Origin of the sequence: Mesobaculum littorinae (assembly GCF_004011175.1) — a bacterium.
Lineage (GTDB): Bacteria > Pseudomonadota > Alphaproteobacteria > Rhodobacterales > Rhodobacteraceae > Tranquillimonas > Tranquillimonas littorinae.
This window is the reverse complement of record NZ_RQXX01000002.1, coordinates 510,228-523,509: the sequence shown is the minus strand read 5'-3', so window position 1 is coordinate 523,509 and position 13,282 is coordinate 510,228. Positions and strand designations below refer to the sequence as shown.

Below are 13,282 nucleotides of genomic sequence, written 5' to 3'. Positions count from 1 at the left end.
CTAAGCGCCTTTGGATGCAAGTTGGTTGCATGCGTCGCGAAACTGTCTTTCAGACCGTTGCATCCGTGCCATTTTCGGCGCCTCTCGCAGCCTGCGGGCCGCGTCCCGGGACGGTGCCGGTCCCATCCTGCGCGCCCGCCCCTGCGCCCCGTGGCACCGCCCGTCGCGGCCCCCGCGCGGTCGCCCCGCTGACACACGTTGCCCACCGCGTCGGACGGGTTATGTTCATCGCCATGTTTGCCGATTTCCTCAAGCGTCTGACCGCGCCCGACCCCGCCCCGCTTTCCTCGCCCGATGCCAGCCTGGCTATGGCCGCCCTTCTGGTGCGCATCGCCCGCTCGGACGGCAGTTACGAGACCGACGAGAGGTCGCGCATAGACCGCATCCTGGCCCGTCGCTACGCGATGTCGCCCTTCGAGGCGTCGAAGCTGCGCGGCGAGGCCGAGACGCTTGAGGCCGAGGCCCCCGACACCGTCCGTTTCACCCGCGCGATCAAGGATGCCGTGCCCTACGAGGACCGCGAGCAGGTGATCGAGGCGTTGTGGGAGATCGTGCTCGCCGACGGTGTGCGCGACGAGGAAGAGGATGCGCTTTTGCGGCTGGTCGCGCCGATGCTGGGCGTCAACGACCGCGACAGTGCCCTCGCCCGCCAACGGGTCGAGGCGAAGAGACCCGGCGCCACGTGAACGGCCGCCGGCCCGCCTGCGACGTCGGACATCGGCGCCGTGGCTCGGGGGCCGTCGGCGAACCCTGGGCGCAGAGAGTTACGCGGCCTCGGGCAGCCCCATGGCACGCACCCGGCCTGCATTCGCATGTACTCCCATGATCCGTGTTTTCCGCACAAAGCGTGGGCAATTGCCATGAAATCGGGCTCTGCACGCCCGTGACGTGTGATAAGGCGTTGCAATTGGCCGTCGCCTTCGCGCAAATTTCCCCAACTTTACGGCAAGGCCCCGCGTGACCCACACCCCGCACGTCATCGATATTCGCGATCTGCACAAAAGCTTCGGCGCGATCGAGGTGCTCAAGGGTGTCGACCTCGCCGCGCCCAGGGGACAGGTCGTATCGCTGATCGGCTCGTCTGGGTCGGGCAAATCCACGCTTCTGCGCTGCGCCAACCTTCTGGAGGACAGCCAGCGTGGCGAGATCCTTTTCGAAGGCGAGGCCGTGCGCTGGACGGGCGAGGGCCATGGCCGCCGCCCCGCCGATCGTCGGCAGGTCACGCGGATCCGCACGAACCTGTCGATGGTGTTCCAGCAGTTCAACCTCTGGGCCCACATGACCATCCTGCAAAACGTGATGGAGGCGCCCGTCACCGTGCTGCGCCGCGACCGCGCCGAGGTCGAGGAATGCGCCCGCGCCTATCTCGACAAGGTGGGCATCGGCAACAAGTGCGATGCCTACCCGGCCGAGTTGTCGGGCGGGCAACAGCAGCGCGCCGCCATCGCGCGGGCGCTCTGCATGGAACCGCGCGCGCTTTTGTTCGACGAACCGACCTCGGCGCTCGACCCCGAACTGGAACAGGAAGTGATCCGGGTGATCAAGGCGCTGGCCGAGGAAGGCCGGACGATGATCCTCGTCACCCACGACATGGCGATGGCGCGGGACTGCTCGTCGCATGTCGTGTTCCTTCACCAGGGCCGGATCGAAGAAGAGGGCCCACCCGCCCGGCTGTTCGGCCAGCCCGAGACAGACCGGCTGCGCGCCTTCCTCTCCGCGACGGCGGCGTGACACCGAACAAGACCAGCAAGAACCAAGTAAGAACCAAGCAAGGGAGACCCGAGATGAAACACCTGATCCTCAGCGCCGCGGCGCTCGCGCTCGGCACCGGTGCCGCGATGGCGCAGGACACGATCCGCATGGGCTCGGAAGGGGCCTACCCTCCGTACAACTTCATCAACGACGCGGGCGAGCTTGACGGGTTCGAGCGTGAGCTGGGCGACGAACTCTGCGCCCGGGCCGAGCTGACCTGCGAATGGGTCACCAACGACTGGGATTCGATCATCCCCAACCTCGTCTCGTCGAACTACGACACGATCCTCGCCGGGATGAGCATCACCGACGAGCGGGACGAGGTCATCGACTTCACCCAGGATTACTATCCGCCGACCGAGTCGGTCTATGTCGCGATGAGCGAGGATGCCGATCTGGAGGGCGGCGTGGTCGCGGCCCAGGCCTCGACCATCCAGGCCGCGCACGTAGCCGAGACCGGCGCGACGTTGCTTGAGTTCGCCACGCCCGACGAAACCGTCGCCGCGGTGCGCAACGGCGAGGCGGATGCCGTCTTTGCCGACTACGACTTCCTGAAGCCGGTGGCGGACGAAGATCCCGACATGATGATCGTGGGCGAGCCGGTGCCGCTGGGCGACGGGATCGGCATGGGCCTGCGCGAAAGCGACGGCGAGCTCAAGGACACCTTCGACGCCGTGATCACCGAGATGAAGGAGGACGGCACCCTGAACGAGCTGCTGATCAAGTGGTTCGGCGAGGACACGACGACCTACGAATAAGACCATGGCGCGGCGTTCCCTCCCATTACCCCGTCCGGCGATGACCGGAGGCCGCCGCCCCGGCGCGGCCGGGGGATCGCCGCGCGTGATCGCACCCCGTGCCCGCCCGTCGCGGCGGGCCCGGATCCACGCCGCGCAGCCCGCCCCGGGCCGGTGCAACAAGGCACGAACCGGCGGGCCGGTGTCTGAAAGCCTGGGCGTCCTGCACCGAAGATCAGGCCCTACTATCGGCGGCGCTACGGGATCATCCGGGGGCCCGGCCTGATGCTGGATTTCTGCACCGATCCGGACTTGCTCGAAGGGGGCCGCTGGCTGGCCTGCTACCTGACCACGGGCAAGCACATGGCGTTCTATGCCTCCTTCGGCACCGTGCTTCTGCTTCTGGCCGTGACCGCGCCCGTGGCGTTGCTCTTCGGTTTTGGCGGCGCACTGGCCGCGCGGTCGCGCATCGCGCCGCTGCGCTGGATCGGCAAGGGCTATACCGCCATCGTTCGCGGCGTGCCCGACATCGCGTTCTTTCTCTTCTTCGTCATCGCCCTCGACCAGGGGATCGAATGGCTGCGCCACCAGGTGAAATGCCCCGACTGGGACCTGCCGATCCGGCAGGGCAACGACTTCGTCGTCTGTACCGCCGCCAAGATGCCGCTGTCGGCGGCGCCGCAATGGGTGCACGAGGTCTATGGCTTTGCCCTTGCCGTGCTGACCTTCGCCATCGTCTTCGGCGCCTTCGCGGCCAACGTCCTTTACGGGGCGATGCGGGCCGTGCCGAAGGCACAGCTGGAGACCGCCGCCGCCTACGGCATGACCCAGCGGCAGGCCACCCGACGCGTCCTGATCCCGCAGATGTGGGTCTACGCCCTGCCGGGACTGTCGAACCTCTGGATGATCCTGATCAAGGCGACGCCGCTGCTGTTCCTTCTGGGGGTCGAGGACATCGTTTACTGGGCGCGCGAACTGGGCGGGGCCAAGACCCAGATCTACGCCTATCCGCACCCCGACTGGCGGCTTTGGTATTTCCTGGCTCTCCTGGTCTTCTACCTGCTGCTGACCAAGATCTCGGAAATCGTGCTTGAGCGCGTCACCCGGCGGCTGAGCCACGGGCAGGCCACGATGGGTGGCCGCGCGCTACGGGGCAAGGCCGCATGAGCTGCATTGAGACGATACAGGCCTACGGCCTGCGCTCGCTGGGCTTCGGCGAGCGGCTGCTGCCCCGCGAGGGCTTTACCTTGTGCGAACAGGTGACGCTGATCGGCTCGGGCATGATCTGGAACATCTACTTCGGGGCCCTCGCGCTCTTGGCGGGGTTCTTCCTGGCCACCGCCGTCGCGGTGGCGAAGAACGCCGCATCGCCTTGGCTGTCGAAACCGGCGGACTGGTTCGTCTTCGTCTTCCGCGGCTCGCCGCTCTTCATCCAGTTCTTCCTGGCCTACGAAGCCTTCGTCCTGCTTCCCCGCAACGGGATCGAGATCTTTGGCATCACCGCCGACACCCGCTGGCTGACGCGGGCATGGGCGGGGGCGCTGATCGTGCTGTTCCTCAACACCTCGGCCTATTCGGCGCAGATCTTCTACGGCGCCCTGCGCTCGGTCCCGCAGGGCGAGATCGAGGCCGCCGACGCCTACGGCATGGCCGGGTGGAGCCGGTTCCGCCGGATCCTGTGGCCCACCATGCTGCGCCTGGCCTGGCCCTCCTACACGAACGAGGCGATCTTTCTCTTCCACGCCACCACGCTGGTGTTCTTCTCCGGTTTCCCCGCGTGGCAGCAAAAGGGCGACGCGCTTTACTACGCGAATTATTTCGCCGATAAGACGTTCAACCCCTTCGTCCCCTACCCCATCCTCGCAGGCTACTTCATCCTGCTGACGCTGGTCGTCATCTGGCTGTTCGGCCGGGCGAACCTGCGGCTTAACCGTCACATGCCGGAGAGCCGGACGCGCCTGCGCATCCGCCCCCAGATCATCAGATGAGCTTTCTGCAAGACAATCCCGAGGTCCGCACCATCCGCGTGGCCGCAGCCGACCTCAATGCGCAGGCGCGGGGCAAGCGCATGCCCGCGCGGTTCGCCGACAAGGTCGCCGTCGAAGGCACGCGGTTTCCGCTGTCGGTGATGAACCTCGACATCTGGGGCGAGGACATCGACGACAGCCCGCTTGTCTTCGCCGCTGGCGATCCCGACGGCGTGCTGCACCCGACCGAGCGCGGCTTCGTTCCCATGCCGTGGCTCGACACACCCACCGCGCTCTTGCCGCTGTGGATGTACCACGAGGACGGGCGCCCCTTCGACGGCGACCCGCGCCACGCGCTGGCCCGCGTGCAGGCACGGTTTGCCGAGATGGGCCTGACGCCGGTGGTCGCGACCGAGCTTGAGTTCTACCTGATCGACGACAGCGGCAAGACGTTGCGGATGCCGGCCTCGCCCCGGTCGGGCAAGCGGCGGCAGGGGGCCGAGATCCTGAGCCTTCGCGCGCTCGATGCGTGGGACGGCTTCATCACCGAACTCTACGACGGCTGCGAGGCGATGGACATTCCCGCCGAGACGATGATCTCGGAGGCGGGCCTGGGGCAGTTCGAAATCAACCTGACCCACCAGGCCGACGCCCTTAAGGCAGCGGACGACACGTGGTTCTTCAAGCTTCTGGTGCGCGGTCTGGCCCGGCGGCACGGCTTCGCGGCCAGCTTCATGGCGAAGCCCTACGAGAACTACGCAGGCAACGGGATGCATGTGCATTTTTCGCTGCTGGATCGCGAGGGCAGGAACGTCTTCGACAATGGCGGCCCCGAGGGGACCGAGCTTCTGCGGCACGCCGTCGCCGGGTGCCTCGATGCGGTGCGCGGCTCGACGCTGGTCTTCGCGCCGCATTCCAACAGCTACGACAGGCTGGTTCCCGACGCGCATGCGCCCACCGCCATCGCCTGGGGATACGAGAACCGTACCGCCGCGGTCCGCATCCCTGCCGGCGCCCCCCAGGCCCGACGGGTCGAACATCGCGTGGCCGGCGGCGACGTGAACCCCTACCTGATGCTCGCAGCCATTCTCGGCGCTGCCCTTACCGGGATCGAGGACGGCCTCGCCCCCCCTGCCCCGATCACGGGCAGCGCCTATACCCAAAGCCTGCCGCGGATGCCCGACGACTGGGGCCGGGCCATCGACCTGTTCGAGACCGACGCCCGCATCGCCCGCATATTCCCCCCAGCATTGATCGAGAATTACGTCGCTACGAAGCGGCAGGAGCGGCACTACATCGCCGAACTTACCCCGGAAGAGCGCGTCGACCTCTACCTCGACACCGTCTGACTCTCGAAATAATTGAGCGCCTCGCGGCGCACACCATCTGGCGCTCCGGCTCCGTTCCGGAGCCTGCGCGCGACCTCGCCTCCGGCGGGAGTATTTTGGAAAGAGAAGAAGCAAGGCTCGGCGGCGGGAAGAAAGGCCCACAAGCCCGTCACCGGCTGTTTCTTCTCTTGTTCAAATACTCCACGGGGGTGCGGGGGTGTGAAACCCCCGCGGCGCGACGTGGATCGCTGTCAGCGAATCTTGAGCGTCGCAAGCCCGATCAGCGCCAGGATGACCGAGATGATCCAGAACCGGATCACGATCTGGGGCTCCGCCCATCCCCGCTTTTCGAAATGGTGGTGGATCGGTGCCATCAGGAAGACGCGCTTGCCGGTGCGCTTGAAGTAGAGCACCTGGATGATCACGCTGAGCGCCTCGACCACGAAGAGCCCGCCTACGATGGCCAGAACGATCTCGTGCTTGATCGCGACGGCGATCGCGCCCAGGGCGCCGCCGAGGGCGAGGCTGCCCGTGTCGCCCATGAAGACGGCCGCCGGCGGCGCGTTGTACCACAAGAACCCGAGCCCGCCGCCGATGAGGGCAGAGGTGAAGATCAGGATCTCGCCCGTTCCCGGAACGTAGTGGACGTCGAGGTAGTCGGTGAAGTCGACCCGGCCCACCGCGTAGGCGATCACGCCCAGCGTGCCCCCCGCGATCATCACCGGCATGATTGCCAGGCCGTCGAGCCCGTCTGTGAGGTTCACGGCGTTGGCCGAGCCGACGATCACCAGCATCCCGAACGGTACAAAGGCCAGGCCAAGATAAAGGAGCGCCTCCTTGAACACCGGGAAAGCCAGCTGCCACGAGAGCTCGGGCGGGTGGAAGAGTGACGCCCATGTCGTCGCGATGGCGGCGATGGCAAAGCCAAGGCCCAGCCGCACCTTGCCCGAAACGCCGGCATGGGTGTTCTTTGTCACCTTGGCCCAGTCATCGGCGAACCCGATGGCACCAAAGCCCATCGTGACGAAGAGCACCTCCCACACGTAGGGATTGTCGAGCCGCGCCCAGAGCAGCGTCGAGACGACGAGCGCGCCCAGGATCAGCATCCCGCCCATGGTGGGCGTGCCGGCCTTGGTGGTGATATGGCCTTCCGGCCCGTCCGCACGGATCGGCTGGCCGCGCTTTTGATGTTTGCGCAGCAGGGCGATCAGCGGTCGCCCGAAGAGAAAGCCGAAGATCAGCGCGGTGAAGAACGCTCCGCCGGCCCGGAAGGTGATGTAGCGAAACAGATTGAACAGGTCGCCGCCGTCCGAGAATTCGGTCAGCCAGTAGAGCATTAGGCGTTCCCCTTAGCCATCGTGGGCGACGCGATGACCCAGTTTACGAATGGCGTCAACGACTAGCGACACCCGGCTGCCCTTCGACCCCTTCACGAGCACGATGTCGCCGGCGTCCGCCAGTTGGTGCGCCCGGGCCGCGAGGGTCGTCGCATCCTCGACCCATTCGCCGCGCTTGTCCTCGGGCAGGGCGTCGTGCAGGGCCTGCATCCGCGGGCCCACGCAATGCACCTGGGCGATCCGCGTCATCGCCGGCAAATCCGCCAGCGCAGCGTGCAGGTCGCGCTCGGTATCCCCAAGCTCGAGCATGTCGCCCAGCACCGCTATGCGCCGCCCGCGGCTGACACGGCCCAGGCCGTCTGTGGGTTCGGCCGCGGCAAGCGTGTCGAGCGCGGCGGCCATCGAACTGGGGTTGGCGTTGAACGCGTCGTCGATGAGGTCGAAGCGGAGGTGATCGTCGACCTCGTCCAGCACCAGCGTTTCGCGCAGGCCACGCCCCTCGGGCGGGACCCAGGCGGCAAGGTTGCAAAGCGCGCGCGCCCGGTCGGCGCCGATGCCGCGCACCACGGCCAGTACGCCCAGGGCGTTGACCGCGAAATGCCGCCCCGGCGTCGCCACCTTCAGCAGAAGCGGCGTGCGCCAGGCCCGGGCGCGGGCCGTCGTGCTGTCGGATGCCAGAGATATCTCGGTCACCCTGTGGTGCAGCGCCCGGCCCTCTCCGAAGGTGACGATGCGGGCGCCCGCGGCGCGCGCGGCGTCGACCAGGATCGGCGTGGTGGGCAGGTCGCCGTTGACCACCGCCAGCCCGCCCGGCTCTAACCCGTCGAAGATTGACGCCTTTTCCCGGGCGATGCCCTCGATATTCTCGAAGGCCTCAAGATGCGCGGCGGCGACGGTGGTGATCATCGCGACATGCGGCCGGGCCAGACGCGCCAGCGGAGCGATTTCGCCGGGGTGGTTCATGCCGATCTCGATGATCGCGTAGGCGGCGTCCTGCGGCAGCCGCGCCAGCGTCAGCGGCACGCCCCAGTGGTTGTTAAAGCTCTTCTCCGCGGCGTGGATCGGGCCCTGCCCCGCCAGAGCCGTGCGCAACATCTCTTTCGTCGAGGTCTTCCCGACCGAGCCGGTGACCGCCACGACCCGGGCCGCGCTGCGGTTCCGGCCCGCGCGACCCAGCGCCTCGAGCGCGGGCAGCACGTCGTCCACGACCAATAGCGGCGCGTTCTCGGCCACGCCGTCGGGTCGGCGCGACACCAGAGCGGCGGCGGCCCCGCGTGCCAGCGCCTGCGCGACGAAGTCGTGGCCGTCCCGCACGTCGGCCAGCGCGACGAAAAGGTCGCCCGGCTGAAGGCTGCGGGTGTCGATCGAGACGCCGGTGGCGGTCCAGTCGGTGGTGGCCGTGCCACCCGTGGCGGCAGCGGCTTCGGCCGCGGTCCATAGAGGTGTCATGCGATGTGACCGTCCAGGGCGGCAACGGCCAGGCTGGCCTGTTCGACGTCGTCGAAGGGAAACACGTCGTCGCCCACGGTCTGCCCCGTCTCATGTCCCTTGCCCGCGATCAGCAGGGCGTCGCCCGGCTCGAGCGCCGCGGCGCCGCGCAGGATCGCCTCGGCCCGGTCGCCGATGTCGAGCGCGGCACCGTCGGCGGCAGTGATCTGCAACCGGATCGCCGCCGGATCTTCGGACCTCGGGTTGTCGTCGGTCACGATGCGCACGTCGGCCCCCGCCGCCGCGGCGGCACCCATCAGGGGCCGCTTGGTGCGGTCGCGATCCCCGCCCGCGCCATAGACGACCACAAGCCGGCCCATGACGTGCGGGCGCAGCGCCGCCAGCGCGGTTTCCAGCGCGGCAGGGGTGTGGGCGTAGTCGACGAAGACCGCCGCGCCGTTGCTGCGCTGCGCGGCCAGCTGCATCCGTCCGCGCACCGTCGAAAGCTGCGACAGGACGGCGAAGACCTGCTCCGGCTCGGCCCCGCTGGCGATGGCGAGCCCCGCGGCGACGAGCACGTTTTCGGCCTGGAACCCGCCGATGAGGTTCAGCCGAACCTGCCGCACCTCTCCGTTCCAGGTAAATCGCAGCTCCTGCCCCGTGGGATCGAACCGCTGGCCGATGATGCGCAGCGCCGCGCCCTCGGCCCGGCCGACGGTCAGCAGGTCCTGCCCGCGGGCCTGGGCGATCGCGGCCATCTCGGGGCCGCGGGGATCGTCGATGTCGATGACCGCGGTGCCGTCCTCGGGCAGCACCCGGGCGAAAAGCCCCGCCTTGGCCGCGAAATAGGCGTCGAAATCGACGTGGTAGTCCAGGTGGTCCTGGGTGAAGTTGGTGAAGGCGGCCGCCGCCAGCCGCACGCCGTCCAGCCGGCGCTGCTCCAGCCCATGGCTGGACGCCTCCATCGCGGCGTGGGTCACGCCGGCCTGCGCGGCCTCGGACAGCAGGCGGTGCAGGGTCACGGGCTCGGGCGTGGTATGCCCGAGCGGCGCGGCATAGGCGCCCTCGACCCCGGTGGTGCCGAGGTTCATGGCACTGAGACCCAGCGCCTCCCATATCTGGCGGGCGAAGGTGGCGACCGAGGTCTTGCCGTTGGTCCCCGTCACCGCGACCATCGTTTCGGGCTGGCGGCGGTAGAACAGCGCGGCGGCGAAGGCCAGCGTCTGGCGCGGATCCTCGGCCAGGATCACCGGCACGTCGCGCCCGGCCAGCGCGTCGCGCGCGACCTCGGCCCCGGCGCGGTCGGTCAGCACCGCGACCGCGCCGCGGTCGAGTGCCGCGGCCGCGTGTTCGGCACCGTGCAGCCGGGTGCCCGGCAGCGCGGCGAACAGATGCCCCGCGTCGACAAGGCGGCTGTCGACCGAGATGCCCGTGATCTCCTGACTTTTACCGCCGGGCAGGGTCAGGCCCAGCTCGGCCAGCGTGGCGTTTCGCGTCTCGCCCTGCATCCACGTGCCTTTACGATGTGGTCATTGGTTCGAGACGAGTGTTAGCTCATCGGCCGGCACGGGTTCAATGATCGGCCGCAGCCCCAGCAGCGGCGCGACCCGACGGATGGTTTCGGCCGCGACCGGCACCGCGGTCCAGCCCGCGGTCCGCCGCGGCTTGTCGCCCGAGGTTTCGACCGGTTCGTCCAGCGTCAGGATCAGGACGTATTTCGGGTCCGAGGCCGGGAACACGCTGGCGAAGGTGGCGATCACCTTGTCGTGGTAGTAGCCGCCCGTCGGCTTGGGCTTGTCCGCCGTCCCGGTCTTGCCGCCCACCTGATAGCCGCGCACCTCGCCGAAGCTGGCGGTGCCTTCTTCGACCACGCCGCGCAGCATGTCGCGCGAATCGCGGCTGACCTGTTCGGAGACGATGCGGGGCCCCAGCTGCGGCGTCTCGTTCTTGATCAGCGTCGGCTTGACCCGGTGCCCGCCGTTCAGAAGCGAGGAATAGGCCGTCGCCAGGTGCAGCGGGCTGGCCGACATGCCGTGCCCGTAGGAGGTGGTGATCGTGACGATGTCGCTCCACTTCTTCGGGATCAGCGGCGCGGCGCCGGGCGCCTCGATCAGCTCGACCGGGGTGGGGTCGAAGAACCCGAGGCTGCGCAGGAAATCCTGCTGCCGGTCGGCGCCGATCTGCAGCGCCAGGTGCGCGGTGCCGACGTTCGAGGATTTCTCGATGATCCCGCGGACCGACAGCATCGGCCCGTAGTTGTGGCCCTCGAATTCCTTGATCCGGTAGCGGCCCCAGGTCATCGGCGCGTCGGCATCGACCAGCGTGTCGGGCCCGACGAGCCCCAGCTCCATCGCCTGCGCGGCGGCGAAGATCTTGAAGGTCGAGCCTAGCTCGTAGACCCCCTGCACCGCCCGGTTGAACAGCGGGCTGTCCGAAGCGTCGCCCTTGGTCAGCGGGCGCGGCCGGTCGTTGGGATCGAAGGTCGGCAGGCTGACCATCGAGATCACCTCGCCCGTGTGGACATCCATCAGCACCGCGGCGGCGCCCTTGGCGTTCATCAGCTTCATGCCGCCGTAAAGCACCCGCTCGACCGCGGACTGCACGGTCAGGTCGATCGACAGCTGCAGCGGCTTGCCTTCGTTGGCGGGGTCGCGCAGCCACGAATCGAATGCCTTCTCGACGCCCGCGACGCCGATCACCTCGGCCGAGCTGACGCCCTGTTCGCCGAAGCGGCTGCCGCCCAGGATATGCGCGGCCAGCTTGCCGTTGGGATAAAGCCGCATCTCGCGCGGGCCGAACAGCAGGCCCGGATCGCCGATGTCGTGGACGGCCTGCATCTGCTCGGGGCTGATGCGCTTCTTGATCCACAGGAACTTGCGCGTGCCGGTGAAATCCTTGACCAGCCGGTCGCGGTCGAGATCGGGGAAGATCTGCACCAGCTTCTCGGCCGACTCGACCTTGTCGATCATCAGCGGCGGCTGGGCATAAAGCGAATAGGTGTGCAGGTTCGTCGCCAGGATCCGGCCGGTGCGGTCGGTGATGTCGGCCCGCTGCGCGGTGATCGCGGTGCCCGAGGCGGCGGCGCGCGGCTCTTCGGGTTCCGAGGCTGCCATCAGCCCCATGCGCCCGCCGATCGTGCCGAAGGCGCAGAAGAAGATCAGCGCCAGCACCATCAGCCGACCCTCGGCACGCACCCGCGACTTGTCGCGCATCTCCTCGTGGCGCAGGCGCAGGTTCTCGCGTTCGATGGCGTCGGGATTCTCGCCCGTCTCGCGCGCACGAAGCACCCGCGCGAGCGGACGAAGGGGCGTACGGATCATGGGAAGAGTCCTTGTTCCGGGGCGTTGAGCCCTGGGTTGATCGAAACCGGCGAGACGCCGTTCAGCTTGCCCTCGGCGATGTCGGCAGCGCTAAGTTCGGGGACCTCGGGTTCGGGTTCGGGCGGCGGCGGGAACGACACCTGAGAAATCAGCGCGAACTGCTCGGGCGCCAGCGGCAGAAGACCCAGCCGGTCGTAGTTCATGATCGTGAGGTCCAGCAGTCGGTCGGGGCGGTTCAGATAGGCCCATTCCGCGCGCAGGATGGCCAGCTCCTCGCGGGCGTCGCGGATATCGGCCCGCAGCCCTTCGGCCCGGTTCAGCGTTTCCTGCGTGCGGTAATTTTCCTGGTAGGCCCAGAAGGCCAGCCCCATGACCGCCATCGCCGAGAGGATGTAGAGGATGTTGCGCATTCAGATCTTCCCCCTGATCTCGAACCTGGGCAGGCCCAGCCGCGTGCGATCGACCTCGCCCGACGGCACGTCGGTGCGCCGTGCCATGCGCAGCCGCGCCGAGCGGGCGCGCGGATTGGCCTCGCGCTCGGCCGCGTCGGCGGTGATGCCCTTGCTGACCTCCACAAAGCGCAGCGGCTCGGCCTCGACCACGGGGGCGTGCCGGCTGCCGCCGCCGCCGCCGCCCGCGCGCTGCTGAAAGAACCGTTTGACCACCCGGTCCTCCATTGAATGAAAGCTGACGACGGCCAGCCAGCCGCCGGGGGCCAGCGCCCGTTCGGCGGCCTCGAGCCCGCGCTCCAGTTCGCCGAATTCATCATTCACCGCAATGCGGATCGCCTGGAAGCTGCGGGTGGCGGGATGGCTTTGCCCGGGTTTCTGGCGCGGCAGGCAGGATTCGACGATCCGCGCCAGGGCGCGCGTCGTCTCGATCCGGGCGGTGGCACGGGCGGCGACGATGGCGCGGGCGATGCGCCGCGCCGCGCGCTCTTCTCCGTAGTGGAACAGGATGTCGGCCAACACCTGCTCTTCGGCCCCGTTCACCAGATCCGCGGCTGAGGGGCCCTGCCCGCTCATCCGCATGTCGAGGGGGCCGTCCTTCTGGAAGGAAAAGCCCCGCTCGGCCTGGTCCAGCTGCATCGAGGACACGCCGAGATCCAGCACCACCCCGTCGAGCGGCCCGCCGGCATGGGTGTCGAGGTCCGAAAACTGCCCCTCGACCATCCGCAGCCGGTCGCCGTAGGCGGGGGCCCAGTCGCGGGCCATATCGAACACGCTGGGGTCGCGGTCAACAGCCACGACCGTCTCGGCTCCGGCGTCCAGCAGCCGGCGGGTGTAGCCCCCCGCGCCGAAGGTGCCATCCAGCCAGCGGCCCGCGATCGGGGCCGCGTGATCGAGGATCGCGCCGATCAGCACCGGGACGTGCGGTGCGGCAGCGTCGGAGGAACGGTCGACCGTCATACCC

At 68.4% G+C, this 13,282-nt stretch carries 12 protein-coding genes; 6 read left to right on the top strand and 6 right to left on the bottom strand.

Annotation, left to right across the window (positions count from 1 at the left end; all coding sequences use genetic code 11):
* Positions 1 to 233: 233 nt before the first annotated feature.
* From EKE94_RS07215 to EKE94_RS07190, 6 genes are all read left to right on the top strand, one after another.
* Positions 234 to 686 carry a tellurite resistance TerB family protein gene (locus EKE94_RS07215; RefSeq protein ID WP_127906317.1) on the top strand — a complete coding sequence of 151 codons (453 nt, stop codon included), beginning with the start codon at positions 234 to 236 and terminating at the stop codon, positions 684 to 686.
* 271 nt (positions 687 to 957) lie between these two features.
* The gene (locus EKE94_RS07210) at positions 958 to 1,731 is read left to right on the top strand and encodes an ABC transporter ATP-binding protein (RefSeq protein ID WP_127905917.1); all 774 of its coding nucleotides are present in this window, start codon (positions 958 to 960) and stop codon (positions 1,729 to 1,731) included.
* A gap of 53 nt (positions 1,732 to 1,784) precedes the next feature.
* Positions 1,785 to 2,510 (top strand): transporter substrate-binding domain-containing protein, encoded by a 726-nt coding sequence (locus EKE94_RS07205; RefSeq protein WP_127905916.1) that lies wholly within the window; start codon positions 1,785 to 1,787, stop codon positions 2,508 to 2,510.
* 264 nt (positions 2,511 to 2,774) lie between these two features.
* Positions 2,775 to 3,656 (top strand): ABC transporter permease, encoded by an 882-nt coding sequence (locus EKE94_RS07200; protein WP_127905915.1) that lies wholly within the window; start codon positions 2,775 to 2,777, stop codon positions 3,654 to 3,656.
* The gene (locus EKE94_RS07195) at positions 3,653 to 4,477 is read left to right on the top strand and encodes an ABC transporter permease (RefSeq protein ID WP_127905914.1); all 825 of its coding nucleotides are present in this window, start codon (positions 3,653 to 3,655) and stop codon (positions 4,475 to 4,477) included. The genes EKE94_RS07200 and EKE94_RS07195 overlap by 4 nt, the downstream gene beginning before the upstream one ends.
* Entirely contained in the window at positions 4,474 to 5,805 is a 1,332-nt protein-coding gene (locus EKE94_RS07190) for a glutamine synthetase family protein (protein WP_127905913.1), read from the top strand. Before EKE94_RS07195 ends, EKE94_RS07190 begins: the two co-directional genes overlap by 4 nt.
* 230 nt (positions 5,806 to 6,035) lie before the next feature.
* On the opposite strand, the gene mraY is transcribed toward EKE94_RS07190, so the two are convergent.
* The 6 genes from mraY to rsmH are packed head-to-tail and all read right to left on the bottom strand — an operon-like array spanning position 6,036 to position 13,278.
* Positions 6,036 to 7,121, bottom strand: coding sequence for a phospho-N-acetylmuramoyl-pentapeptide-transferase (gene mraY / locus EKE94_RS07185; protein WP_127905912.1), 1,086 nt, complete (start codon positions 7,119 to 7,121; stop codon positions 6,036 to 6,038).
* Between the two features lie 12 nt (positions 7,122 to 7,133).
* Positions 7,134 to 8,570 (bottom strand): UDP-N-acetylmuramoyl-tripeptide--D-alanyl-D-alanine ligase, encoded by a 1,437-nt coding sequence (locus EKE94_RS07180; protein ID WP_127905911.1) that lies wholly within the window; start codon positions 8,568 to 8,570, stop codon positions 7,134 to 7,136.
* Entirely contained in the window at positions 8,567 to 10,057 is a 1,491-nt protein-coding gene (locus EKE94_RS07175; RefSeq protein WP_127905910.1) for a UDP-N-acetylmuramoyl-L-alanyl-D-glutamate--2,6-diaminopimelate ligase, read from the bottom strand. The genes EKE94_RS07180 and EKE94_RS07175 overlap by 4 nt, the downstream gene beginning before the upstream one ends.
* A 21-nt stretch (positions 10,058 to 10,078) precedes the next feature.
* Positions 10,079 to 11,869 (bottom strand): peptidoglycan D,D-transpeptidase FtsI family protein, encoded by a 1,791-nt coding sequence (locus EKE94_RS07170; RefSeq protein ID WP_127905909.1) that lies wholly within the window; start codon positions 11,867 to 11,869, stop codon positions 10,079 to 10,081.
* On the bottom strand, positions 11,866 to 12,279 hold the full coding sequence (gene ftsL / locus EKE94_RS07165) for a cell division protein FtsL (protein WP_235855924.1): 414 nt from the start codon (positions 12,277 to 12,279) through the stop codon (positions 11,866 to 11,868). The genes EKE94_RS07170 and ftsL overlap by 4 nt, the downstream gene beginning before the upstream one ends.
* The gene (gene rsmH, locus EKE94_RS07160; protein WP_127905908.1) at positions 12,280 to 13,278 is read right to left on the bottom strand and encodes a 16S rRNA (cytosine(1402)-N(4))-methyltransferase RsmH; all 999 of its coding nucleotides are present in this window, start codon (positions 13,276 to 13,278) and stop codon (positions 12,280 to 12,282) included.
* Positions 13,279 to 13,282 lie beyond the last annotated feature (4 nt).